The 24,006-nt window shown below is 51.3% G+C and carries 20 protein-coding genes, 5 tRNA genes and 1 riboswitch; of the genes, 10 read left to right on the top strand and 15 right to left on the bottom strand.

Features of this window, described 5'->3' with window-relative positions:
* Positions 1 to 7: 7 nt before the first annotated feature.
* The 9 genes from FYJ53_RS05790 to FYJ53_RS05750 form a co-directional block, all read right to left on the bottom strand.
* A tRNA-Cys gene (locus FYJ53_RS05790) sits at positions 8 to 81 on the bottom strand.
* Between the two features lie 7 nt (positions 82 to 88).
* Positions 89 to 163 (bottom strand) — tRNA-Gly (locus FYJ53_RS05785).
* A gap of 42 nt (positions 164 to 205) precedes the next feature.
* Positions 206 to 281 (bottom strand) — tRNA-Phe (locus FYJ53_RS05780).
* A 107-nt stretch (positions 282 to 388) separates the two neighbouring features.
* Positions 389 to 465 (bottom strand) — tRNA-Asp (locus FYJ53_RS05775).
* Positions 466 to 480: 15 nt separating this feature from the next.
* A tRNA-Val gene (locus tag FYJ53_RS05770) sits at positions 481 to 556 on the bottom strand.
* 84 nt (positions 557 to 640) lie between these two features.
* On the bottom strand, positions 641 to 1,384 hold the full coding sequence (locus tag FYJ53_RS05765) for a class I SAM-dependent methyltransferase (RefSeq protein ID WP_013381522.1): 744 nt from the start codon (positions 1,382 to 1,384) through the stop codon (positions 641 to 643).
* A 23-nt stretch (positions 1,385 to 1,407) separates the two neighbouring features.
* Entirely contained in the window at positions 1,408 to 2,595 is a 1,188-nt protein-coding gene (locus FYJ53_RS05760) for a M20 family metallopeptidase (protein ID WP_013381523.1), read from the bottom strand.
* A 125-nt stretch (positions 2,596 to 2,720) separates the two neighbouring features.
* Positions 2,721 to 3,545: a PRD domain-containing protein gene (locus FYJ53_RS05755; protein ID WP_013381525.1), complete on the bottom strand. Its 825-nt coding sequence runs from the start codon at positions 3,543 to 3,545 to the stop codon at positions 2,721 to 2,723.
* A 125-nt stretch (positions 3,546 to 3,670) separates the two neighbouring features.
* Positions 3,671 to 5,899: a PTS transporter subunit IIABC gene (locus tag FYJ53_RS05750; protein ID WP_154557120.1), complete on the bottom strand. Its 2,229-nt coding sequence runs from the start codon at positions 5,897 to 5,899 to the stop codon at positions 3,671 to 3,673.
* A 370-nt stretch (positions 5,900 to 6,269) separates the two neighbouring features.
* A riboswitch (Lysine riboswitch) is annotated at positions 6,270 to 6,440 on the top strand.
* A gap of 141 nt (positions 6,441 to 6,581) precedes the next feature.
* Between FYJ53_RS05750 and FYJ53_RS05745 the strand changes: the two genes are divergently transcribed.
* The 7 genes from FYJ53_RS05745 to FYJ53_RS05715 all read left to right on the top strand — a co-directional run bounded on the left by FYJ53_RS05745 (position 6,582) and on the right by FYJ53_RS05715 (position 12,827).
* Positions 6,582 to 7,580, top strand: a complete 999-nt coding sequence (locus FYJ53_RS05745) for an aspartate-semialdehyde dehydrogenase (RefSeq protein WP_013381528.1) — start codon at positions 6,582 to 6,584, stop codon at positions 7,578 to 7,580.
* A 45-nt stretch (positions 7,581 to 7,625) separates the two neighbouring features.
* Positions 7,626 to 8,507: a 4-hydroxy-tetrahydrodipicolinate synthase gene (gene dapA / locus FYJ53_RS05740; RefSeq protein ID WP_154557119.1), complete on the top strand. Its 882-nt coding sequence runs from the start codon at positions 7,626 to 7,628 to the stop codon at positions 8,505 to 8,507.
* A 40-nt stretch (positions 8,508 to 8,547) separates the two neighbouring features.
* Positions 8,548 to 9,303 (top strand): 4-hydroxy-tetrahydrodipicolinate reductase, encoded by a 756-nt coding sequence (gene dapB / locus FYJ53_RS05735; protein ID WP_154557118.1) that lies wholly within the window; start codon positions 8,548 to 8,550, stop codon positions 9,301 to 9,303.
* Positions 9,304 to 9,323: 20 nt separating this feature from the next.
* On the top strand, positions 9,324 to 10,055 hold the full coding sequence (gene dapD / locus FYJ53_RS05730) for a 2,3,4,5-tetrahydropyridine-2,6-dicarboxylate N-acetyltransferase (RefSeq protein ID WP_013381531.1): 732 nt from the start codon (positions 9,324 to 9,326) through the stop codon (positions 10,053 to 10,055).
* 7 nt (positions 10,056 to 10,062) lie between these two features.
* A complete protein-coding gene (locus tag FYJ53_RS05725) occupies positions 10,063 to 11,277 on the top strand; it encodes an aspartate kinase (protein ID WP_013381532.1) in 1,215 nt (404 codons plus the stop codon).
* 9 nt (positions 11,278 to 11,286) lie between these two features.
* Entirely contained in the window at positions 11,287 to 11,778 is a 492-nt protein-coding gene (locus FYJ53_RS05720; RefSeq protein ID WP_013381533.1) for an ACT domain-containing protein, read from the top strand.
* Positions 11,779 to 11,942: 164 nt separating this feature from the next.
* Complete coding sequence (locus FYJ53_RS05715; RefSeq protein ID WP_154557117.1) at positions 11,943 to 12,827, top strand: hypothetical protein; 885 nt, start codon at positions 11,943 to 11,945, stop codon at positions 12,825 to 12,827.
* Positions 12,828 to 12,952: 125 nt separating this feature from the next.
* Here the strand turns inward: FYJ53_RS05715 and FYJ53_RS05710 are convergent, their stop codons facing one another.
* Positions 12,953 to 13,885: a YafY family protein gene (locus FYJ53_RS05710; RefSeq protein ID WP_154557116.1), complete on the bottom strand. Its 933-nt coding sequence runs from the start codon at positions 13,883 to 13,885 to the stop codon at positions 12,953 to 12,955.
* Between the two features lie 106 nt (positions 13,886 to 13,991).
* Between FYJ53_RS05710 and FYJ53_RS05705 the strand changes: the two genes are divergently transcribed.
* Entirely contained in the window at positions 13,992 to 14,639 is a 648-nt protein-coding gene (locus tag FYJ53_RS05705) for a type 1 glutamine amidotransferase family protein (protein ID WP_090414669.1), read from the top strand.
* Positions 14,640 to 14,732: 93 nt separating this feature from the next.
* Here FYJ53_RS05705 and FYJ53_RS05700 read toward each other — a convergent pair whose 3' ends face one another.
* The 4 genes from FYJ53_RS05700 to FYJ53_RS05685 form a co-directional block, all read right to left on the bottom strand.
* Entirely contained in the window at positions 14,733 to 15,167 is a 435-nt protein-coding gene (locus FYJ53_RS05700; RefSeq protein WP_013381538.1) for a hypothetical protein, read from the bottom strand.
* A gap of 18 nt (positions 15,168 to 15,185) precedes the next feature.
* Positions 15,186 to 15,653 (bottom strand): hypothetical protein, encoded by a 468-nt coding sequence (locus FYJ53_RS05695; RefSeq protein ID WP_013381539.1) that lies wholly within the window; start codon positions 15,651 to 15,653, stop codon positions 15,186 to 15,188.
* 17 nt (positions 15,654 to 15,670) lie between these two features.
* Entirely contained in the window at positions 15,671 to 15,871 is a 201-nt protein-coding gene (locus FYJ53_RS05690) for a helix-turn-helix transcriptional regulator (RefSeq protein ID WP_013381540.1), read from the bottom strand.
* A 210-nt stretch (positions 15,872 to 16,081) separates the two neighbouring features.
* Entirely contained in the window at positions 16,082 to 16,645 is a 564-nt protein-coding gene (locus tag FYJ53_RS05685; protein ID WP_013381541.1) for a TetR/AcrR family transcriptional regulator, read from the bottom strand.
* 148 nt (positions 16,646 to 16,793) lie between these two features.
* On the opposite strand from FYJ53_RS05685, the gene FYJ53_RS05680 reads away from it, so the two are divergent.
* The gene (locus FYJ53_RS05680; protein WP_154557115.1) at positions 16,794 to 20,408 is read left to right on the top strand and encodes an ABC transporter permease; all 3,615 of its coding nucleotides are present in this window, start codon (positions 16,794 to 16,796) and stop codon (positions 20,406 to 20,408) included.
* A 161-nt stretch (positions 20,409 to 20,569) separates the two neighbouring features.
* Positions 20,570 to 21,685, top strand: coding sequence for an LCP family protein (locus FYJ53_RS05675; protein ID WP_073382330.1), 1,116 nt, complete (start codon positions 20,570 to 20,572; stop codon positions 21,683 to 21,685).
* 78 nt (positions 21,686 to 21,763) lie between these two features.
* Here FYJ53_RS05675 and FYJ53_RS05670 read toward each other — a convergent pair whose 3' ends face one another.
* Positions 21,764 to 24,004: a lectin like domain-containing protein gene (locus tag FYJ53_RS05670; protein WP_154557114.1), complete on the bottom strand. Its 2,241-nt coding sequence runs from the start codon at positions 24,002 to 24,004 to the stop codon at positions 21,764 to 21,766.
* Positions 24,005 to 24,006 lie beyond the last annotated feature (2 nt).

Raw genomic sequence — 24,006 nt, 5'->3', positions numbered from 1 at the left:
TTAATATTGGAGGTGCTACCCAGAATCGAACTGGGGATAGAGGTGTTGCAGACCTTTGCCTTACCGCTTGGCTATAGCACCTTAAAAATGGAGCGGAAGACGAGATTTGAACTCGCGACCCTCGCCTTGGCAAGGCGATGCTCTACCACTGAGCCACTTCCGCTTATTAATCTATTAACACTGTCTGGCCACTTAGTGATCAAAGTGGTGCCCAGAGGCGGAATCGAACCACCGACACGAGGATTTTCAGTCCTCTGCTCTACCGACTGAGCTATCTGGGCTTGCATAAACTTGCAGTGACGAGTACTAATTATACTGTCTCAAGTTAATGTTGTCAAGTACTTTTTTAGAAAAAAATAAATACTTTTACGTTTATGTACAATAAAAATGGCGACCTGGAAGAGACTCGAACTCTCGACCTCCAGCGTGACAGGCTGGCATTCTAACCAACTGAACTACCAGGCCGCAGTACATAAAAAATGGTGGTCGCTATAGGGCTCGAACCTATGACCCCCTGCTTGTAAGGCAGGTGCTCTCCCAGCTGAGCTAAGCGACCATCAACTTGAGTACGTGCATTATTATACGGCAGCACGCACTCTTTGTCAACACTTTTTTCACACAAATTTTAAAAAAATTAAAATTATTTTTTTTCTGCCACAAACTGAACGCGGTCGCATTCGTTGCTTCCCTGCAGGAATGTGCCAAAAGCGTAGATTTTAATATTCATAAAGCCTGCGTTCTTGAGCATGTGGTAAATTTCCTCTACCGTATAAATATACTGACTCTGGCTTTCATCGTAACGGGAGTAGCGGCCGTCCTCCTCTTTTATGAAAAAGGAGAGATCGTAGTCCATACGCCCGGCTTCAAAGTCCGGCGAATTTTCCCACACGCAGTAGACATTGTCCAGGTCATAGACATAGGTATTGTCCTTTATAACCTCTTTAAACTTAACTGGGGTGTTGATGTCAAAAAGGAGTAGTCCGCCGCTTTTAAGGGCATCCTGGCTGCAATAAATGAAGTTCTGAACCGCCGCCTTGTCGGGCAGGTAGTTGACGCTGTCGCAGCAGGAAACCACCGCGTCAAATTCTTCGCCGATCTGAAAATTGCTCATATCTCCCATAAAGAACCGGACATCTCCCAGGTTCTGTTCGGCGATTTTTTCATCCGCGACAGTCAGCATTTCCTCGGACAAATCCACAGCGGTTACCGCATAGCCTTTTTGGGCCAGCTCGCTGGTAATATTACCGGTGCCGCAGCCAAATTCCAGCACGCTTTTCACTTCATTTTTCGCATTGAGCAGAAGGCGGAACACGTAATCCCCCCACTGCTTATAGTCAATTTCGCGCATCAGGTCATCATAGACCTGTGCAAATTCCTCATACATTCTGTTTTCTCCTCACTCTCTCTTTAAAGGGTGTATTCTCCCGCTTTGGTAAGAATATTCATATAAACCTGAAGTCCTCTCAGAAGAACCTTTTCGTCAAAATTAAAGCCGTGGGTGTGGAGGTTCTGGGTATAGCCCTTCTCCTCGCTGCCGGAGCCAAGGCCCATAAAAACACCGGGAATGGCTTTCCGGTACATGGCGAAATCCTCAGCCAGCATCACCTTTTTAAATAGCTTCTTTTCATCTGCCTCACCGCACAGGGGCCAGATCTGGTCGAACAGGACCTCACTGTTGATCACTGGAGGGTACATATCGACAAATCTGATTTCAATCCTGCAATGGTACATCTGCTCAATGCCTCTGGCCATATCCACCATGCGCTGTTTCATGGCCTTCTGGACATCCTCCGAGAATGAGCGCACTGTACCGGAAAGGATGACTTTATCGGCGATAATATTCATCCGTGTACCACCGTTTATGGTGCCGATGGACAGCAGGGCGCTGTCGTTTGGGCTCACTGTCCGGCTCACGATTTTCTGAAGGCCGGAAATGTAATCGGCAGTGGCTACAATGGCATCGATCCCCTGGTCCGGGTCGGCCGCGTGGCCGCTTTTCCCCAGAATATCGATATAAAATTCCGAGGTCATTGCCATCATCGGCCCTGGGGTGGTGCTGATGAGCCCTTCCTCTACAAAGGGGAACAGGTGGTAGCCAAAAATCGCTTTGGCTTTGTATTTTTCAAGCACGCCGCTCTCGACAATGGGGCCGGCTCCGCCTGGTCCCTCCTCGGCGGGCTGGAACACCAGCAGCGTGTTGCGCACTCGGGCTTCCGGGTGCTCCTTCAAATATCTGGCGACCAGGAGCACCATGCTCATATGGCCGTCGTGGCCGCAGGCGTGCATCATCCCCTCATGCTCGGAGGCAAAATCCACCCCGGTTTCTTCCACTACGCCCAGGCCGTCCATGTCGGTGCGGATGGCGATGGTCTCATCCAGCCCGTTCAGGCTTGGGATAAACAGGACAACGCCGGTATCGCAGACCTTCTCAGGGGTATAGCCCAGCTTTTCAAGGTAATCCATAATAAACGCTTGGGTTTCACGCTCATTAAAGCCCGTTTCCGGAATTTTATGTAAAGCCCGCCGGAGACTGACGGCTTCCGGCTCATAGGCTTTGATAGCTTCAGGAAGCTTTTGATAAAAGTCAACTGCCATGAAATCACTCCTTTTTTAAAGATTAAGCATAATTATATATTAAAGGCCGGGATAACACAAGCGCGCGCAGCCACCGCGGCCATTAAAAAAGATGACGTGTCAAAACGGCATGTCATCTCTTATGGTTAAGCGCTTCGGATACGCTCGATGTGCAGGGCCAGGTAGCTGACCTCTTTTTCGGTAAACGGCTCGCCCAGCTCGCGGGATAACTTTTCACAGATTTCTCCGGCCACCTCAAAGGCGTAGGCGCATTTTTCCTTTGTAAACTCGATCATATCGCTGTTGAGCTTCTCGTTATTGTGCACCCGGGCCATCATACACTTAATATGATATAAAAGCCGGTTGTAGGCAAAGGAGCCCATATCGATCCTGACGCCACATTCTTTCTCGATCCGTTCAATGCTCTCTCGGATGATTACTGGAATTTTGAGTGACTGGGAAACCTGAGTGTCGCTGAGAGCCGAGTGAATATACAGGGTAATGTAGCTGACCTCGTCGTCGGGAATGCTGTAACCGGTACGCTCGCGGATGATCTCCCGACCCTTTTCGGCTATGGCATACTCTTCCTCAAAAAGCAAGCGGATATCCTCCGAAAAAGGGTTGGACAGATCCATCCGACTGTTCATACGGACAATGGAAAAGGCGATATGGTCAGCCAGCGGCAGCAGAATATTGGTATCCACAGCTTTGAATTTTTCCTCGGACAGACGGATAATATCATTGGCGATCTCCAGATAAACTGGATCGACCGCGCTGATAAGCTTGTCTGAAGGGCCTTTGCTGGTTTCTTTTTGCAAATGGTATTTTTTAACGCTTTTCGGGTCCTCAAAGGGCTGGTTGACTTTTTTGTTAAAGCCCACGCCCTTCCCCAGAAAGATGACCTCCTCCTTGCGTCTGAGGTCAACGGCCAGAACCGCGTTGTTATTTAAAACTTTTTTGACACAGTACACTCGCTGTATCCCCCCTTCTGTATCTTCTCTCAGAGCTGTAAAAAGGAAGGCCTTTCCTATTATAAAGAGCCTTCCTTTTGTCGTTCGCTGATGGTCTTGTTTTAGCTTTCTATCTTATTATACACTTATCCGTCAATTTCGACAACATCCATATCAGTGGTCGCGTCGCCTTTTGCCAGAATCTTCATATCCTTGCCCGCCGGCAGGCCGGTAAAGATCATGGGCACAGCCGCGGACGGGGCGTTAGCCTCAATAAAAGGCAGGTCGATGGTCAGGAGCAGATCGCCGCGCTTGACCATATCGCCCTGCTCAACGTACGGGGTAAAGCCCTTACCGTCGAGATTAACGGTGTCAATGCCCACATGGATGAGCAGCTCTGTGCCGTCTCCGGATTTCATCCCAATGGCGTGGCCTGTGGGGAAAAGCACCTCAATGGAGCCATCACAGGGCGCGTGTACCTCGGAGCCGGTCGGGAATACCACAATGCCATCGCCCAGCATTTTCTGGCTGAAGGCGTCGTCCGGGGTTTCCTCGATACTGGCAACGCGGCCGTCGATGGGGCTTGAGAAAAATTCGACAGTGCCATTCCTTTCAGCGGCTTCTGGCGTTTCTCCGGCCTTTGGCGCTTCGGCTTCGGCCATATCCAGCGACAGGTTATCCGCTTCAGGCGTTTCCAGGAATTCTTCAAGGTTTGACTTGATATTCGGTACGGTCGGTCCGTAAATAACCTGAACGCCCTGTCCCTTGATGACCACGCCGGCTGCGCCGCTCTGTTTTAAAAGGTCTTCCTTAACAAGAGATGAATCCTTGACGGTTGTGCGCAGGCGGGTGATGCAGTTATCCAGATCCTCGATATTCGCCTTACCGCCGAGGCCCACAGTGATCATAGCTGAAACAGGATCGCTGACGCCTGCGGCTGGACTGCCTTCTGCGCCGCTGTTCTTTCTGGCGTCGACGTCGGCCTGGGTGTAGAGTTTGGTTTCTTCATCGTCATCCTCACGGCCTGGTGTTTTCAGGTTAAACTTCTTAATCAGGGTTCTGAACAGGATCCAGTAAATAAAGAAGTAAGCCACGCCCACCAGCACAATATTGACCCAGTGGGTCTTGTCATTGCCCTGGAGAATACCAAACAGGAACATATCAATGAGACCGCCGGAGAAGGTCATCCCAACCCCAACGTTTAAAATGTGCATGAGCATATAGGAGAGCCCACAGAGCACACAGTGAATAATGTATAAGAACGGTGCCACGAACAGGAAGGTGAACTCGATGGGCTCGGTAATCCCTGTCAGGACAGCGGTCAGGGCTGCGGACAACAGCAGGCCGCCGACGAGCTTGCGTTTTTCTGGCTTGGCGCACTGGTACATGGCCAGAGCTGCGCCCGGAAGCCCAAAGATCATGAATGGGAATTTACCGGACATAAAGCGTGTGGCCTCTACGCTGAACTGGGTCACGTTGCCGCTGGCCAGCTGGGCGAAGAAAATATTCTGGGCCCCTTCGATCATCTGTCCGTCCACGTTCATCACGCCGCCGACGCTGGTCTGCCAGAACGGGATATAAAACACATGGTGCAGGCCAAAGGGAATGAGGGCACGCTCGATAAAGCCGTAGATAAAGGTGCCGATGTAGCCGGAATTGATGACCGCATTGCCGATGGCGTTGATGCCGATCTGGATATAGGGCCATACAAAGAACATTAAAACGCCCACTACCAGGTAAACCAGCGCGGTGATGATGGGGACAAAACGGGTACCGCCGAAGAAGGAGATCACAGACGGCAGCTTGATGTTATAGAATTTGTTGGTTAAGGCTGCTGCGCCGAGCCCAACAATGATCCCACCGAATACCCCCATCTGCAGGGATTCGATCCCGACGGTACTCGAGATGGAGCCAGACGGCAGCAGGCGGCTGGCCACAATTTCCGTAAAGGGCTGGTTCGCGGCTAAGGCGGCTGCCCTGGCGGTTTCGTTGGCGGCTGCCAGGGTTTCCGGCGAGTAGGTGCCGGTCAGGCCGATCAGAGTGCTGATAACTGTGTGCATGATGAAGAAGCCGATAACCCCTGCCAGCGCGGCAACAGCCTTTTCCTTCTTCGCCATGCCAATGGCCACGCCGATGGCAAAAATAATGGGCAGGTTGGCAAAAATAACATTCCCCGCCTCACTCATGACCGTTAAAATGGTATAGGCAACGGTTCCCTCGCCCATGACACTGGTGAGCCCGTAGGACTCCAGCATCACTTCATTTGTAAAGGAGCCCCCGATCCCCAGCAGCAGACCAGCTACGGGAAGAAGGGCAATTGGCAGCATGAAGGCGCGGCCTACGCGCTGCAGAACACCAAAAATCTTGTCTTTCATTTGTTTCCTCCTCATTTTGTAATGGTGTTATGATTTGTACATGTTGGAAATAGAGACCTAATGCTATCGAATAAAACGATAACAAGCTTCTCAGGTTATATACCCAATTTTATAAGCTGGTCTCATTTCGGGCAACAAAAAAGGCATTAACTCTCAAAAAACTGTAACAAACAGCTCTTTGACAGTTAATGCCTGCATAACCAGTAACACACCATCGGTACAAATTATTTAACTACCACTATCATACGGCACTGTTAAGAATCTGTCAAGCTTTTTTTATGAAAATAATGTCTGCAAATTTTACATTATTTTGAATTTTTCTGTTTCTTTTCCTGTATACATCTGGTACAATAGGGATTACAAACTAATAAGTAAAGATAGAGGCGCGTTTTTAAAGAGTAACTGCCAGGATTACGACAGGGTAAGAGGAATGGCGGCCAAAGGGAAAAACGCCGAAGGGCCCGGTACTGTCAGCCGGCTTCCTGGGGTTATTGTGAAGAACAATAATACTGTCATCGAAAGATGGAGTGCTGTCAAAACTGCAAACTCGATACATTTTAGTCCTTCCGGACTCTGGCCCTCAGGGCTTTTGTGCTTTCCGGAATCTGTAACTTTTTGCAATTTTATAGCTGGTATCTTTACTGGCTTTTTTTATTATATTTAATCAAAGGAGGATTTCTCGATGAAATCATACAACGTTGCTGTGGTCGGCGCCACTGGCATGGTCGGTCAAAAAATGCTTCAGGTACTGGAAGAAATGAAATTTCCAGTGAATAATTTATATCCTATGGCTTCTGCCCGCTCCAAGGGTAAAACCGTCAAATTCGGCGATAAAGAATACGTGGTTGAGGAGCTCTGCGACGAGGCCTTTGACAAGGACATTGATATTGCCCTGTTCTCTGCCGGCGGCAGCACCAGCGAACGCTTTGCCCCTGCCGCTGCCAAGAGAGGCGTTATTGTCATTGACAATAGCTCTGCCTGGCGCATGGACCCGGAAGTGCCATTGGTTGTGCCGGAGGTCAATCCAGAGGACTTAAAAAGACACAAAAACATCATCGCCAACCCAAACTGTTCCACCATCCAGGCCATGGTTGCCTTAAAGCCCATCTACGACAAATATGGGATCGACCGCATCGTCTACTCTACCTATCAGGCGGTTTCCGGCTCTGGCGTCAAGGGCTACAAGGATCTGGAGGAAGGCGTAAAGGGCGCCGAAAACCAGTTCTACCCACACCCCATTGCCTACAACTGTCTGCCTCATATCGACGATTTTCTGGACAACGGCTATACCAAGGAAGAAATGAAAATGGTCAACGAAACCCACAAGATCATGCATGACGACAATATCCGGGTGACCGCTACCACAGTGCGTGTTCCGGTTTACTATGGCCATTCCGAGAGCATTAACGTTGAAACCAAAAAGCCTTTTGAAATCGAGGATGTCAAGGCCCTTTTCAAGGACGCACCAGGCTGTGTCCTGAGAGATGACCCTGCCAACAATGTTTACCCGCTGGCCCGTGAAGCCGAAGGCACCAATGACGTCTATATCGGCCGTATCCGCCGTGATTTCAGCATCGACAACGGCATCAACTTCTGGTGTGTTGCCGACAACATCCGCAAGGGCGCAGCTGCCAACGCGGTACAGATCGCTTTCGCCTTAATCGAAGAAGGCTTAATTTAACACTTTCCGGCCCCGCGCCGGATAAAATACTGAGGAGGAACTATTATGTCCACTATTTTTACAGGAAGCTGTGTGGCTCTGGTCACACCATTCAGGGACAACAAGATTGATTTTGACCGGTTCAGAGAGCTCATTGACTGGCACATCGAAAATGGCACCGACGCCATTCTGGTGGCCGGAACCACCGGCGAGACCTCAACCCTCACCGATCAGGAGCATCTTGATCTGCTGCGGGTTGCCGGCGAACATATTGCCGGCCGCGTTCCCTACATTGCCGGTACCGGCAGTAACGATACCGCCTACTCCATCATGCTCTCAAAATACGCTGAGGAGCAGGGCGCGGACGCGGTTTTAGTCATTAACCCCTACTACAACAAATCCACCCAGAAGGGGATTTACGTGCACATTAAGGCCATTGCCGACGCCATCAAGGTGCCGATCATTGTCTACAATGTGCCCAGCCGCACCGGGGCCAACATCAGTGTGTCCACCATGCAGAAGCTGGCCGAGATCCCCAATGTCCAGGCAGTCAAGGAAGCCAGCGGCGACATCAGCCAGATCACAGAAATTGCCCGCACCTGCGGCGACAAGCTGGATGTTTACAGCGGCAACGACGACCAGACCCTGCCCATCCTTTCTGTGGGCGGCAAAGGCATTATCTCCGTTTCTGCCAACATCATTCCAAAGGATATGCACGACCTGGTAGCCACCTTTATGGACGGTGATGTGGACAAGGCGCGGAAAATGCAGTTTGACACCAACCTGATCAACCTGGCCATGTTCTATGAAACCAACCCGATTCCGGTTAAAACCGCCATGCGGCTGCTGGGCACCGATACCGGCGAAATGCGCCTGCCCCTGGTCGAAATGGAAGAAGCCAACGAGGCGCGCCTGGTTGAAGCCCTGAAGAAATACGGACTGCTTTAATAAAGCGGTTCATAAAATTTAATAAAAGAGGTACTCCCCTATGCTAAATATACTCTTATCCGGCGTCGGTGGCGCCATGGGGCATATGCTCCAGACCGTTATCGGTGAAGATCCGGACTGTCAGATCGTGGCAGGCTTTGACATCAACACCGATCAGGACACCCCCTTCCCTGTCTATTCCGATTTAAGCCAGTGTGCGGAAAAGGCGGATGTCATCATTGACTTTTCCCATTACAAGGCCTTTGACAGCATCTTTGGCTATGCCAGAGACACCAAAACCCCCATCGTCATCGCCACCACCGGCCTCTCCGAAGCGAACCTGGCCGATATTGAAGCCGGCTCAAAGGAATTTCCGGTTTTCAGAACAGCCAACATGAGCCTGGGCATCAACCTTCTGGCAAAAGCCCTGCGGGATATGGCCGGCGCTCTGGAGGACGGCTTTGACATTGAGATTATCGAAAAGCACCACAACAAAAAGGCGGACGCCCCCAGCGGCACTGCGCTGCTCCTGGCCGACGCGGTAAACGACGGCCTTGAAAATAAAAAGGACTATACCTTTGGCCGACACGGCAGAGACTGTAAGCGGAAACCCCAGGAACTGGGTATCCACGCCGTCCGCGGCGGCACCATTCCCGGCGAGCACACGGTGTTATTCGCCGGCAACGATGAACTGATCGAAATCCGCCACACTGCCCTCTCCAAAAAAGTCTTTGCAAGCGGCGCAGTGACCGCGGCCAAATACCTTGTAGACCAGGCCCCCGGCCTCTACAATATGGAAATGCTGATTGACAATTAAACCACACGAAAGGATTTAACATGACAAACGAAGAACTGAAAAAACAATTTGATTTAAACGACCCCTACCAGATCGCAAAATATATTAAGGCCGTCGAGAAATCCACGCCAGTAAAGGCCTATGTCCGCGGCTACCTGAGACCGAGCGACTTGGCCGGCTACGAATATTACGGCGATCCCTCTGCCTGCATCATCATCGGTGAGGCCGGTGAGATCAGCGCCCTTCTGGACGCCAAGACAGGCTCCATCTCCTCTGTCCGCATCGAATGTGACCGCCGCAACTCGGCCATTCCGCTGCTTAACTTAACCGAGGTGGACGCCCGCATCGAGCCTGGCTCCTTTATCCGCGAGGGTGCGCACATCCACAAAAACGCTGTGGTCATGATGGGCGCCGTGATCAATATCGGCGCGGTTGTGGGCGAGGGCACCATGATCGATATGAACGCTGTGCTGGGTGCGCGTGCTACCATCGGCAAGAACTGCCATATCGGCGCGGGCGCTGTGGTCGCCGGCGTGCTTGAGCCACCATCAAAACAGCCGGTCATCATTGAGGACGAAGTCCTGATCGGGGCCAACGCCGTTATCCTTGAGGGCGTCAAAATCGGTAAGGGCGCTGTGGTTGCCGCTGGTTCAGTGGTGACGGAGGAAGTTCCTGCCGGCGTTGTGGTCGCAGGCTCCCCTGCCAAAGTCGTTAAAGACAAGGACGAAAAAACCGAGGATAAAACCGAATTACTCGACGATTTGAGAGGTTAAGTTTCCGATGAGTATCATTGTCCAAAAATACGGCGGTACCTCCATGGGCACCATCGACCGTATTAAAAATGTCGCAAGACGTATTATTAAGAAAAGAGAAGATGGCAATCAGATGGTCGTGGTAGTTTCTGCCATGGGCAAAAGCACCGACGAGCTCGTCAAAATGGCTTACTCCATCAGCGACGCGCCGCCGAGACGCGAGCTGGATATGCTGTTAGCGACCGGCGAACAGGTCTCTATCTCCATGCTGTCCATGGCCCTCAACGCCATGGGCTACGACGCGATCTCCTTTACCGGCCCACAGGTGGGCGTCCACACCATGGGCCACCACGGGAAATCCCGGATCATGGATATTGAAACCCGGAAAATCGAGGATGCCCTGAACGACGGCAAAATCGTTATTATCGCAGGCTTCCAGGGGGTTAATGAAAATGACGATATCACCACCCTGGGCCGGGGCGGCTCTGACACCAGCGCGGTTGCCCTGTCCTGTGTGTTAGAATGCCCCTGCGAAATCTACACCGATGTGGACGGTATCTACGGTGTGGACCCGCGGCTGTACCCGCCGGCTAAAAAGCTGGACACGGTAAGCTTTGACGAAATGCTGGAAATGGCCAGCCTGGGCGCCGGCGTCATGCACGCCCGCGCCATCGAGCTAGGCAGCAAGTACAACGCGGAAATCTATGTGGCATCCAGTATTCACGACGTGCCCGGTACTCTCATTAAGGAAGGTGACAGCAACATGAGTCCTATGGAACAGCAGGCCATTACCGGCCTCGCCATCGACAACGACGAGCTGATGGTGTCTCTCAAGAACGTTCCCTTTGATATGAACATTACAGCCCAGTTCTTCTCAGACCTGGCTAAAAAAAGCATTAACATCGACATGATCAGCCAGACCGCTCCAGTCTACGGCGCGATCAACATTTCCTTTTCCGCCCCCATCGAGGATCTGTCCGAGCTGCGGAAGATCCTGTATGATTTCATGGAAAAATACCCTCAGGTGGAAATGGACATCAACAAGGAAATCTCCAAGCTTTCTGTTGTGGGCATCGGCATGCGCAGCCAGTCCGGCGTTGCGGCCAAATTCTTCCAGCTTTTGGCCGACAACAATATCCCCATGCTCATGATCACAACCTCTGAAATCCGCATTTCCTGCGTGATTCCATCCGAGCTTCGGGATACGGCTGTCATGGCCACCGCCGACGCGTTCGACCTGTAGGAGGCCCTTATGACGACCACCTATATGGAGAGCCACAGTGTTGACGGCCTGACCGTTGACCACAAAAACCTCATGATCTCGCTGAAGAAAGTGCCGGTCAATTCCATTATCCTGACCCGCTGCCTCAGCGAGCTATCAGACGCTGACGTCAATGTCGACATCATCACCCAGACCGCTCCGGTCAAAAACGCCTTTGACGTTTCCTTTATTGTCCTCGAGCGCGACCTGGAGAAGGTCAAGGACATCGTAAACGCCCTTGGCGAAGAATACCCTGAAATTAAAATCACCATCAATAAGGATATTACACGCCTGTCCGTCTCTGGCATTGGCATGCGCACCCAGTCCGGGGTCGCCGCCAAATTCTTCCAGGTGCTGGCTGACAACGACGTCCAGATTTTAATGATCACCACCTCCGAAATTCGTATCTCCTGTATCATCAAGATCGAGGATACCGAGAAGGCGGTCGCGGCCACAAAAGAGGCCTTTGATCTGGAGGATTGAAACGGCTTTGAGGTGGCGTGCCAAAACGGCGCGCCATCTTTTTTATGCTCTTCGGATCAGTCTCCTTTTTAAACAAAAGCTGGTTTTATCCCCGATTATTTAAGTTTTCCATTGTATAATAAAAAGCACTGTGAAATATTCAATAAAATCAGAGGTGAAAATAAATGCGTGAAAATTTATCTGCCAGAGGCAGTCTGGACGACTGGATTGACGCTTCTGAGGAGGCACTCTGGAACGCGGGCTTTGAGCGCGTGGAGGTGGATGAACATTTTGACCGCCTTGCCGCCGATATCGGCGAGAACGGTTATCTCGATATTAATTTTCTGATACAGAACGACGGGCGGGTACGCCTGGAAATTGACGCCTCCGACAAGGAGCTGATCGACCAGTTCAAATCCTCGGTGGCCCGGGTCATGCAGGACGGCGGCCGCGGCGAAGGCCGTTCCGGCGGACGTGACAGCCACGCAGGGGGCAGCCGCTATGCGGACGAAGATACAGACCTGGCGGAAGACGAGGGCTCCGGCAGCCGGGGCAATAAGGGCAGGCGCGGTAAGAAGGGCCGTACCGGCGGGCGCGGGCTTCGTATTCCCGGCGGCAGACGTTCCGGCGATCCCTTTTACGCCCGCACCTGGTTCATCCTGCTCATGCTGGTGCTTATACCCCCGCTCGGCATTTTTCTAATGTACTGCTATAAAAAGTTCGGTCTGATTCCAAGAATCCTTTTAACCCTGATCGCCGTGCTCTACACACTGCTGATCTGGCTCGGGCTTTTTGGCATAAACACAGGGATCAACCAGGAGACCATTAACAGCTGGATACAAAACGGCCAGTCCCAGATTACAAGGCTCATCAACAATCAGAAAAACAGCAGCCCCAGCCCGTCTGCCACGCCGTCCGCACCCCCCAGCACGGGCTCGGACAGCACCACCACGACAGCTCCGGGAAGTGGCACAGACAGTGGCTCTGACGCCGGCGGCGGCTCCAACTTCATCAAAGACGCCATCAATTCCATTCTCCCCTCACCCACTGCGGACGGGGAAAGCGAATAAAAAACATGGCCTCAGGGCGGCATTTATAAAACAGTATGGGAATTAATTTCGGGAAACGGCGCAGCTTTGGCTGCGCTGTTTTTTTGTTTTACATATTTGTTTGACTTGTCACGCGCGACAGCCTGCTAGCCTTCATATATCATCGCTATCTTCTGTATTCTGCGCTTCATTTCCGCTCGGACATGCAGCGGCTCTAAGCACTCGCATTTATCCCCAAAGCTAAGCAGAATACCGTAGTGGTACTCGTTCTCTATGAAAGGGAAGCTGACAATATAGTGCGCGTCACCGTCTGGTAAAAAGTCCTCATAGGCGCAAAAATCAAGTACCCTGTCCATCACAGATTTATGAATACGGATTTTGATTTTTGTCTGCAGATTCGTCAGAATATTATCAAAATCCAGCGGTGGTTTTTGATAATCCCGCGGTGTGAAGGTTTCCTCCTGCATTTTCAGGTTTGACATACGGGATAGCCTGAATAAGCGGTAAGCCTCTCTTTTGTGGCAATACCCTTGTAAATACCAATGGCTGCCTTTTAAGACAAGCTGGTACGGCTCGACGGTTCGTGTGGTTTTGTTTCCGTGATGGGCTATATATCCAAAGGTCAGCAGCCTGCTTTCATGCATCGCGGTTTTGATAATTTCCAGGTATGGCTGTATGTTTCTGTTTCCCATCCACTGACTCAAATCGATATTTATTTGATTTGCTTTTAATTCAATGTCCTTTGCGCGGTCGGCAGGGATAAAACTCCTGACCTTGGCAAGCGCGTGTACCAGCTCATCCCCCCGTACCATGCCCGAAAGACTGGAAAGCCCCATCAGGAGGGCTGAAAGGTCGTGCGCCGAAAAAACCTTTTTATCAATCTTGTATGCCGGCATGATTTCAAAGCCGCCACCCGCTCCCGGGGTCGAACGAACAGGAATCCCCGCCATGTTGATCGCGTCGATGTCACGGTAAATGGTGCGGGGGGAAACCTCAAACATATTCGCCAACGCCTGGGCGCCGATACGCTTTTTATCAAGGAGTATCATCATAATGCTGACAAGTCTGTCTATTTTCATCGAGCTGCCGCCTTTCAATTTGATTGTTGCCACACTGTTGTCAACAATGACATGGTACAATAAAAAAGCAGACAAATCAATAAGACAATGAAATTGGAGGAAATTTATGTTTACAATTTATGTTTATGTTCTTGATACTTTGGCGGACTGGGAATTAGGGCATGTTACTTCGGAGCTGACTTCTGGCCGTTTTTTTAAAAAGGACGCGCAGCCTATATCGCTCAAAACAGTAAGCGATTCTAAAGCGCCAATCCATACAATGGGCGGGCTCACCATTCTGCCCGACTGCTTAATCGAGGACATTGTGGTGGGAGAAACAAGCCTGCTGCTGTTGCCGGGCGCAGACACCTGGAACGACCCAAGGCATGAGGCTGTCATCGAAAAAGCAAACGAATTTCTCGCTTCAGGCGCTATGGTGTGCGCAATCTGTGGGGCTACCGCTGCCCTTGCCCGCTTTGGCTTGTTGGATAAGCGCCCGCATACCAGCAATGGGCCGGGGTTTCTTGAAATGGTCTCTCCCGGCTATAAGGGGCAAAGCTATTACATCGACAAACCCTCTGTATCGGAGGGCAATCTTATTACTGCCGGCTCTACCGGCGCTCTGCTGTGGGCAAAACAAATCATTGAGCATTTAGGCGTTTTTCAGTCAAACACGCTGGAAGCCTGGTATGAGTACTTTCGTACCGGGGAGCCTGAGCATTTCTTTGCCCTCATGCAAACTTTGCCGTCTGGCGATGGAAATGGAACCCTATAAAAAAGGCAGGCGTATCGCTAAAATAATACACCTGCCTTTTCCGCCCTGTATGGCGGCTGCTCTGCTTGAGTGCCTCTTTTGTGGGGTCTGTTTTTATTCCTCAACCCTTTCCATGCGCTTATCGTAGATCAGACGGATGATGGCAGAGATAAAAATCGTCAGAAAACAGGCCGCCAGAACCGCGTGCTCGCCGTAATCGGTAATGGCGCCTGCGGTAAAAAGGGGCTCGTTGTGGCTGATGAGAAGAACCACATTGGCGAGAGCCACCAGCCCAAAGACGACCACAAAGAAAACCTGGCGGTCCTTACTCAGATAGACGCCCCGGATGTTCATTTCAACCGTACCGATGGTGATGGGCACCATGATCAGAATAATACCAGCGATGAATTTGTCCGGCCAGACAAAGCCCGCGTCCTCAATGATGCCATTGATTAACACACAGATCCCCATAATCACCATAATATGCTTGCAGATGTTTCCCCGGATAATCTGCTGCCGCTCGTCGTATTCCTTACACAAATTAAACATTTTATAATCCTCCTGTCGTTAAAGTTCTTCTTTCTCTTCTACAACCCGAATTCTCCAGTTTATAAGCTTACGAATGATCAAAGCCGCGGTCATGACCAAAATACAGAGTAAAATCACACAGTGCTCGCCTTTTGTTGTCAGGCAGCTGTTATTTTCTGAAAAAATTGGTTTTGTGTTCCCCAGAAAAAAGGGAAGCTGAACAATAAACATTAATCCAAATGCAATAATTGTCCAGAGTGGTACCTTTCCACTTCTCGAAAAGAGGTTTCTGGCTAGCAGCTCAACGACGAACCAAGTCACGGGCAAAATCATGACCATTCCATTTTCCAGTTGCCGGCTTTCAAAGACAAAATTTTGATTCACAATGGCCGCATCGAGATAAATACATAATAAGGCTATTGCGAAAGAATGTTTATAAACCTTTCCCAGCAGCATTTCCTGTCGCTCGTCATATTCACCTTCACGGTAAGTCACTTGCTTTTTCATTACACTTCCTCCATGGTTCAGGCTTCTTCCCAGAAAAGCTCGTCCAATGTTTTCCCAAGTACCCTGCAGATCGCAACGCACAGCTTGATGGTGGGGTTATAGTCCCCCTTCTCAATGGCGTTCATGGTCTGCCGGGTAACGCCAACCGCCTCGGCCAGGTCCTTCTGGGTCATATCGAGGGCGGCTCTGGCGGCTTTGATCCTTAAGTTCTTCCCCATTATGTCACCATCCTTTACACCCTTATTCTAAACCTCATCCGACAAAAAGTCAAATATAATTTACTTTTTATCTTATAAATTTTAATTGCATCCCCTCTTCATTAGAAATCTTTATTTATCTAAAGCACTTCATAGGGCGACGCAATTATTTTATGCCAATCTGTCTTATTTTTATGCCTCCTTCAAAAAGCACAATGGGTTACAACTATTTTACACCATTACCACTCCGGAAAACACCTGTCTCATCACAAATCTGATAAACTGGTCGATGGTCATATCACCTGGAGCCTCAAGCCAGCGGGTTATGGCTGCCAGAAGTCCGGAGAGGTAAAACTCCGACAGAAGGGACTGCTCCTGGGTGGTAAGGGCGCTGGTATCAAGAACATAGCGGTTAAGCAAAGGCCAGATAAGCTCCTTGAGCCGTGTGACGAAGGTGGGGTCACCGTGGTCGCTGAGCAGCACCGACATATAGGCCGAATACTGCTGGGATAGCTTGACAATCAACCCCATATGTCCTGCAAAATCCAAGCCCTCCTTCTGGGGTAAATTATCATGGATGAGAATGCGTATTTCCTCCAGCAACTCCTCCTCGATCTTGTTAAAAAGGTCGTATACATCCTTATAGTAAAGGTAAAACGTGCCTCTGTTATATCCCGCGGCATCGGTTATCTCCTTGATGGTTATCTTTTCAATGGCCTTTTCTTTATAAAGGCTCCAGAACGCTGTTCTGAGGTTTGCTTTGGTCTGTTCAGTAACTTCGGGTTGTTTTCTCATGGGATCGCCTCCTTTTTGGTATCATAGCACAACAGCATGTTGTGTTCAACATTTCCCCTTGTTTTGTTTATTGATGCCGCCTGGTTTAAGCTCTATAATAAAGGTAAAGCACTAAACATCGTGTTGTACATACCGGAGGCAGACAACCATGAAAAACGCATTCCTTAAAGATATCTGGCGGACCATCCAGAAAAGCCGCAAACGCTTTTTTTCCATCCTCCTGATCACAGCCCTTGGCGTCACCATGCTCACAGGCCTTAAAGCCGCCTGTGATGACCTGCGCTATTCGGCCGACCATTTTTTTGATACCCAGAAGCTCTATGACATCTCAGTCATGTCCACCCTGGGCCTTACAGATGAGGACGTGACAGCGCTCTCGCAGCTGGACGGAGTTGAAACGGCCGAGGGAGCCTACAGTGAGACCGTCTACACCCAGGTAGAGGATAAGCGTCAGAACGCTGAGGTCAAGGTGCTGAGCGCCAAGGGACTGAACGCGCCTTACCTGCTGGAGGGCGCTCTTCCGCAAAAGGCGGATGAGATCGCCGTGACGCAGAAATACATGAAGGACACCGGCAAATCCCTCGGCGACTCTCTTACCATCGAGGAGGATTTGAAAACAGCTGAACAAGAGGACAGTTCCGGGAATAGCGACGAATGGGCCGCAGACTTTGAGGACAAGACCGAAACGTCCACCTTTGCGAATACCACCTATAAGATTACCGGTGTGGTCCTAGACCCCATGGATGTCAGCAACAATGAGGGAGCCTCTGCCTTCCGTTCTGCCTCCACCACCGATTTCACCTTTTTTGTGACCCCCGGGGCTGTTAGCAGCGATGTCTTTACCGCTGTTTATCTGACGCTCGCGGACAGCCGCGACTTAATCTGTTACTCCGACGCTTACAAGGACAGCGTGCAGCAGGTTATTCAGGCCATTGAGGCTAAGATCAAAACTGACCGTGAGCAGGCGCGCACCCAGTCCGTTACTGGTGAGGCGGCCGACAAAATCGCCGATGCTGAGCAAAAAATGAACGCGCAGTTTGCGGAGGCAGACGCCGAGTTCGCTAACGCCGAGCAGGAGCTGGCCGATGAGCGGCAGAAGCTTACAGAGGGTTTTCGGGAACTGGAAAACGGAGCACGGGAGCTGGCCGGCCAGGAGCAGACAGCAAATGCCCAGTTTGAGGCAGCCCGGCAGCAGATAAACGACGGCTACGCTGCGCTCATCGCCAATGCCTCCAGACTTGAGGATTCCAGCGCTTTGCTGGATGAGGGTGAGACACAGCTGAGCCAGGGACGTGAGCTTCTGGCCCAAAAACAGGCTGAAGTGAATGCCCAACTGCAAAGGGCTCGTGCCCTGCTCGATGAGGAGCAGGCAAATCTGGAGAACGCCCAGGCCGATTTAAACGCCCAGGAGGAAGCCCTGTCTGGTCCGTTTGGTCCAGCATGGCCCAATGATCTCTGGGAGGCCTGGCTCGCAGCGCCCCCGGAAGCGGAAACAGAAGCTCAGTCCGCCTTTATGGCTGCCTTTATGCCGGTGCTGAACGGCGCTGTTCAGGCCATCGACGCGCAGATTGCCGCTCTGGACCCGGCCGATCCGGATACTGCTGCCCGGCTGGCAGCGCTTCAGGCCCAAAAGGCTCAGCTTCAGACTATGCCAGAGGTCATTCCTCAGCTGGCCAATGGTCTACGCCAGCTGACTGAGGGCCGTAAAACCCTGGATGAAAACCGTGCGACGCTGGAACAGCAACAGACCGAGGCCGACGCCCAGTTTAAGGCCACAGCCGAGACATTGGAGGCGAACGCCGCGCGTCTCGCAGTTGCCCGGGCTCAGCTGGCTGAGGGCCGCACCCAGCTGCTGAGCGGACAAAACCAGCTGGACGTTGGCGCGGCTGAGATCTCCTCCCAGAAGGACAACGCCCGGAGACAGCTGGCTGAAGGACGTCAAACCCTCGAAAACGGCCGTCAGGAGCTGGTGGACGGAGAAGCTGAGCTGGATGAAGGTCAGGCGGAGCTTAATAAAAAGCGCCTGGAATACGAGGAGGCCAGAGCAAAGGCCGAGCAAAAGCTGGCAGACGCCCGGGCCGAGCTGGCCGACATCGACACTGCCAAATGGTACGTTCAGGACCGCAGTGCTCTGGGCGGCTACGCCAGTATTGAGAGCGACGCAGGCTCTATCGAGGCGGTCGGGACTGCCTTCCCCATTGTCTTTCTGGTGGTGGCGGTGCTCATCAGCCTGACCACCATCACCCGCATGGTTGAGGAGGAACGTGGGCTCATCGGTACCTACAAGGCATTAGGCTACCGGGATGCCGCCATTTACAGCAAGTACCTGCTTTACGCCTTGGCGGCCTGTCTTGCCGGCGGTATTCTGGGCGACATCTGCGGCTTTATCCTGCTGCCCAAATTTGTATTTACCATCTTCCAGATCCTTTATATGCTGCCGGAATACCTGTTCCGGTTTAACCTGCTCTATGGCCTGGGTGGTGTACTGCTGTTCACCGTCAGTATTTCGGGCGCGGCGGCCATCGCCTGCCGTACCGAGCTCATTCATATGCCTGATGTGCTCATGTGCCCTAAGGCCCCGCGCAGCGGCTCACGGGTTCTGCTGGAACGTATTCCGGCGCTCTGGAACCGTCTCTCTTTTTTAAACAAGGTGACCATGCGAAACCTGTTCCGCTACAAAAAGAGACTGTTTATGACCGTGGCGGGCATCATGGGCTGCACTGCCCTGGTGCTCTGCGGCTTTGCCATTAAAAACTCGGTCAACGACCTTATGCCCAAGCAGTATGAGCATATCTACCAGTATGACCTCATGGCTGTCACCTCTGCGGATGACAATACCGAGGTCATGGAGCGCCTGTCTGGGGATGATAACATTGCGGATTATATAAACGTGCTGACTAGCAATGTCAAGCTCAAAAAAACTGCCGAGGGCAAAGAGGAAAAGGTACAGCTCATTGTGGTGCCTGAGGGGCATTCCCTCGAAGGCTATATTCATCTTGAAAACACGGATGGCTTCCCGGCTTCTCTGCCGGACAATGGTGTGCTGATCACGGAAAACGCCTCCCGTATGCTGGACCTTGGCACTGGGGATGCGGTCTTTATCCAGGATGACCAGCTGGTTCAACAGGAATCAACCGTCTCGGGGATCGTGCGCAACTACCTTGGCAACGCGGTTTATATGCGCCAGAACGTTTATGATGCGATGTTTGGCGCCTACGAGCCTAACGCCGCCCTCGCCCATCTTTCATCCGCCTGCACCGATCATAAGGCCTATGCCGATGCCCTGGGACGTCAGGATAAAATGCTGTCTGTCACCAGCACTGCCGAGCTTAAGGAAAGCTTTTCCTCAGCCTTTTCCCTGGTGAACTCCGTCGTTTACCTGATTACAGCCATGGCGGCGGGTCTGGCCTTCATCGTGCTGTTTTCCCTGTCCTCTACCAATATATCGGAGCGGACACGGGAGCTGGCCTCCATGAAGGTTCTTGGCTTCTATGACAAGGAGGTTCACCTCTATGTGAATAAGGAAACACTTATTCTCACCCTTATCGGTATTCTGCTGGGTCTGCCGGTCGGGCGCGCCCTTGGCGGCAGCCTGACCTATGTGCTCAATATGCCATCGGTTCACTTTGCCGTCTATGTGGAGCCTGTCAGCTACGCCATCACGGCGCTGATCTCCTTCAGCTTTGCACTGATCGTCAACCTTATGACCAATAAGACTCTGGATCACATTGATATGATTGATTCGCTTAAGAGTGTGGAATAGAAGCATGACGCCAGTGCATCTTTTCATTCTGTATTCTTTCTTAAATGCACCTAAAATGTATCTATTTTGTATCAAAAGTGTGCTATACTTAACAAATCCTAATACATCGGTGTTTGGACTTGCGCGCAGTCAATACAAGCAGGTACAAAGGAGGTACTGGTATGCAATTAAGGAAAAAGGTGCTCAGTGTCGTTTTAGTTTGTCTGGTGATTTTGATTGCAAGCGGTGCGGTTTACTGCTTCAGCATTTTACAGGGGATCTCCGGCGACCGGCTGGATTCAAGCCAGCTCCATATTAACCAAAAGCTGGACAAGGATGTTTCCAATATTGCTGTTTTCGGTCTCGATGGCCGCAATGATGTTGAAGGTGACCGCTCCGACACCATCATGCTGGTCACAGTCAATTACAAAACCGGCAATGTCAAGGTCACCTCCCTTATGCGGGACCTTATGGTCAAAATTCCCGAGACCAGGGAAAACAACGTAAGCTATGAAAAGGTCAATGCCGCTTACGATTACGGCGGCCCTGAGCTCGCTGTCCAAACCTTGAATGAAAACCTGGACTTAAATATTTCGGACTATGTCTCCATTGACTTTAAATGCCTGGTGGATGTGGTCGATGCCCTGGGCGGGGTTGAGATCAATATTCCCAATGAATCTGTGCTCCATTGGACAAACCAGTACATCATGGATGACAACGACAAGGTCGGAAAATCCGACCCGTTCCTTACACAGACGGGTGTCCAGACTGTTACCGGAATCCAGGCGCTGTCCTTCTGCCGCGAGCGCTACAGTGACAATGACTATATGCGTACTAAACGCCAGCGGGAGGTCTTTGAGCAGATTGCTCAAAAGCTTTTTAACAGCGATATTTTTACAGATCTCAATCTCCTCGGCAGGGTTTATCCCTATGTGCAGACCTCTTTGCCGCTTAAGGATATGACAGGCTACGCCAAGACTTTTATGTCCCTGGATAATAAGACCTTTGATGGCTACAGAGTCCCCCTTGATGATTACTCCTATGGTGATATGATCGACGGCGTCTGGTACCTTGTCCCCGACACGCTGGCCGATAACGCCATTGTGCTGCACAAGATTTTATATGGCAATGATTCAGATTACACGCCCTCGGATGACCTTATGAAGATCAGCGATACTATCGCCGGGCAGACCGGTGGTAAAACTGGCATTACAATTGATACCAGCGCTCCCTTTGAAAGCTATTTAAAGGATTCTGCCAATGAAAATGTGGTGGTGCCTGTTGAGGACGCGCCGTAAAAAAAGGTATCCCAAAGCACTTAAGCTGCTTTGCGGATACCTTTTTTATTTTATGGCTCTGACTGGATGGATGTCTTTTTACGGATTGTTTCTGCGTCTCCGGTAAACGACTCCCAGGCCTGCTGCCAGCAGTAACACTAACGCGGCTGTACTCAGAACCGCAGCTGTTCTGTTTTCCTGGATTCCAGTGGCGGCGTTTTTATCGGCGGCATTATTTTTTTCTTCCTCTGCGCTGTTTGTGCCCGTGCCGGGTTCTTCACCGGTACTCTGCGCTGTTTTGATCTCAAAACTCAGACGATAGGTGTTAACCTCGCTATTATTTCCTCTGGGCCCGGTGGCCTGGGTGGTAAAAATGAGGCCCTCCTGTAAAAACTGATCCTTTGATATCGGCGCTTCTGCGCTCACGGTCTGGCCAGCAGCGGTGATCATCAGGGTTCCTTCTCCCTCTAATGTGGGCATCAGGCGAATTGTCTCTGTGCCCTCTGGCAGCATTATTTTTGAAAATTCGGTAACCTGCTGGCTGCCAAGGCTCTGTCCTTCGGCGTTCAGTGCCTCAATGGACAGGCCTGCCAGTGTACAGCTGTCCAGATTGGTGGTGAAGGCCTTGATCATGACGTTGCCGGTCTGCAGGGCATGGCCCTCTTTATCCACACCGTCGGTTCCATCCTTAGCCAGGTCGACCCAGGCGCCTTCTTTATGCAGAAAGCTCTGGCCCTCGGCGACATCTGCAATGTAACGGACGGTGGTTTCTCCAGTTGATTCAGTGACTTCATCATCCTCCAAATCCACCACTTCACCGCTTCCACGCTCGATGGGCGCGTAGCCGTTTCCGTCGCTGTTTTTGATGGTTTCCACCACTGCAAAGCTTTCACCCGCTTTTAAGGAAACCGGCTCTTTTAGTTCGATGGTATGGTAGCCCGCATAAGGTACACTCACGCTTTCCTGTTCTGCCACAAGCTCGCCCGAGGTGTGGTCGGTGGTTCCTGCGGCCACCTTATAGATCTGGATATCGGCTGTGCAGTCAGGCTCGGCGGTCATCACTGAGACTGCCTGAAGCAGCTCGTCCGAGGCAGCCGTAAACACATTGGCGGTCATGCCGCTGCATCCCGCTTCTGACGGCTTACGGCTGTCCGGCGATTTTAGCCCCAGATAGTCGTACTGGTAGTTGTTGTCGTAGGCGAACAGGCCGTCTGTATCTGTATCGACCTGATAGGAGGTAAAATCGCAGACAGACTGGTCGTAGTAGGAGAGATAGAAGTAGCCCTGACGATCCATTGGATATTGGTCTTTTTGGATTTCCCAGTCTTCGTCTGATTTATCCTCAAAGCTTCCCCAGCTGTTTTTGACAATCCACGCGCCGTTAGCTGTTGGTTGATGTCCTTCTTTGAAGTTTTTAGCCGAATAGTTGTCATCCCAGCCCACAATGCTGACCGCATGGTTGGGGGTGGTATACTCATCGGTATAGTGGGCCTTGGTTTCCATATTGATGTATCTGTAATCTATCTCCCCTCCCGGCATTGAAACAGCCGCACAATAGGAAACCTCTACCACGCCGTTGTCCACGATTGACTGCTTGATGGCTGTGGTAGCTGCATCAGAATAGTCGTAGCCTGCATGGCTTTGCTGATCTGTAAAAGTGGCGGTGCTAGGCAGGAAATCAATGTTCTGCACCCGCGCGTCGGACATGGCTTCCGAATCTCTGATAAGGCTGTCCGGCAGGCTCCAGTCCGCGTCTTGCGATTTGGTGTTCCCGTCATTTGCCTCATAGGGCGCTGCGCTTTCCTCTGCAGGCCCGGACCAGCTTGAAAGTACGGTTGCGCTGATATTGCGGTTTCCACCGTAATCGAGACGCTTATCAGCATTTTTAACCGATTCGATCCCTTCTCCGTGGTCTGGCGTATAACCAAACCAGGCGTGGTACCGCTCCGAAAAATCAACGTTTTCGGCGGCGCTGCCCGTAGTTTTGATATAATTCGACTCAACTGCCGACAGGGCTCCGAAGGCCCAGCAGGTTCCCCATGGGGATTGCTGCTTTGTACTGGTAACATAAGATGAGTCTGTAACCCCATCCCCATCCAGGTCGGCAGCCCGAAGATCCAGTTTTTCCAGAAGCCCACTTCTCGGCGCGATCCGGTTCTCGCCTGCGGGATAGTTGCTGTAGCCTGCATCGGCGGTATCGCTGCTGTAGCCGCCAATGGCCGATTGATCCGTCAGAGGCCCTTCTGCGGCCACACTGCCCATTAAGAGCGGCAGTGTGACTAAGGTTGTGAGCAGGACTTTTTTAAAACGCCTGGGTTGTCTGCTTGTTTTTTTCTGCATTT

Origin of the sequence: Eubacterium sp. BL-380-WT-2B, from assembly GCF_009696115.1 — a bacterium.
GTDB classification, from domain to species: Bacteria; Bacillota; Clostridia; order Eubacteriales; family Eubacteriaceae; genus Eubacterium; species Eubacterium callanderi.
The sequence above is the reverse complement of the archived record's forward strand: the minus strand, read 5'-3'. Positions and strand labels throughout refer to the sequence as shown.

Bases quoted from the DNA above. Each gene is read 5' to 3' on its own strand.
- FYJ53_RS05690 (WP_013381540.1), bottom strand. From the start codon at position 15,871: ATGGGGAAGAACTTAAGGATCAAAGCCGCCAGAGCCGCCCTCGATATG.
- FYJ53_RS05700 (WP_013381538.1), bottom strand. From the start codon at position 15,167: ATGTTTAATTTGTGTAAGGAATACGACGAGCGGCAGCAGATTATCCGG.
- FYJ53_RS05680 (WP_154557115.1), top strand. From the start codon at position 16,794: ATGAAAAACGCATTCCTTAAAGATATCTGGCGGACCATCCAGAAAAGC.
- dapD (WP_013381531.1), top strand. From the start codon at position 9,324: ATGACAAACGAAGAACTGAAAAAACAATTTGATTTAAACGACCCCTAC.
- FYJ53_RS05715 (WP_154557117.1), top strand. From the start codon at position 11,943: ATGCGTGAAAATTTATCTGCCAGAGGCAGTCTGGACGACTGGATTGAC.
- FYJ53_RS05705 (WP_090414669.1), top strand. From the start codon at position 13,992: ATGTTTACAATTTATGTTTATGTTCTTGATACTTTGGCGGACTGGGAA.
- dapB (WP_154557118.1), top strand. From the start codon at position 8,548: ATGCTAAATATACTCTTATCCGGCGTCGGTGGCGCCATGGGGCATATG.
- FYJ53_RS05710 (WP_154557116.1), bottom strand. From the start codon at position 13,885: ATGAAAATAGACAGACTTGTCAGCATTATGATGATACTCCTTGATAAA.
- FYJ53_RS05685 (WP_013381541.1), bottom strand. From the start codon at position 16,645: ATGAGAAAACAACCCGAAGTTACTGAACAGACCAAAGCAAACCTCAGA.
- FYJ53_RS05670 (WP_154557114.1), bottom strand. From the start codon at position 24,004: ATGCAGAAAAAAACAAGCAGACAACCCAGGCGTTTTAAAAAAGTCCTG.
- FYJ53_RS05695 (WP_013381539.1), bottom strand. From the start codon at position 15,653: ATGAAAAAGCAAGTGACTTACCGTGAAGGTGAATATGACGAGCGACAG.
- FYJ53_RS05765 (WP_013381522.1), bottom strand. From the start codon at position 1,384: ATGTATGAGGAATTTGCACAGGTCTATGATGACCTGATGCGCGAAATT.
- FYJ53_RS05745 (WP_013381528.1), top strand. From the start codon at position 6,582: ATGAAATCATACAACGTTGCTGTGGTCGGCGCCACTGGCATGGTCGGT.
- dapA (WP_154557119.1), top strand. From the start codon at position 7,626: ATGTCCACTATTTTTACAGGAAGCTGTGTGGCTCTGGTCACACCATTC.
- FYJ53_RS05675 (WP_073382330.1), top strand. From the start codon at position 20,570: ATGCAATTAAGGAAAAAGGTGCTCAGTGTCGTTTTAGTTTGTCTGGTG.
- FYJ53_RS05750 (WP_154557120.1), bottom strand. From the start codon at position 5,899: ATGAAAGACAAGATTTTTGGTGTTCTGCAGCGCGTAGGCCGCGCCTTC.
- FYJ53_RS05760 (WP_013381523.1), bottom strand. From the start codon at position 2,595: ATGGCAGTTGACTTTTATCAAAAGCTTCCTGAAGCTATCAAAGCCTAT.
- FYJ53_RS05725 (WP_013381532.1), top strand. From the start codon at position 10,063: ATGAGTATCATTGTCCAAAAATACGGCGGTACCTCCATGGGCACCATC.
- FYJ53_RS05720 (WP_013381533.1), top strand. From the start codon at position 11,287: ATGACGACCACCTATATGGAGAGCCACAGTGTTGACGGCCTGACCGTT.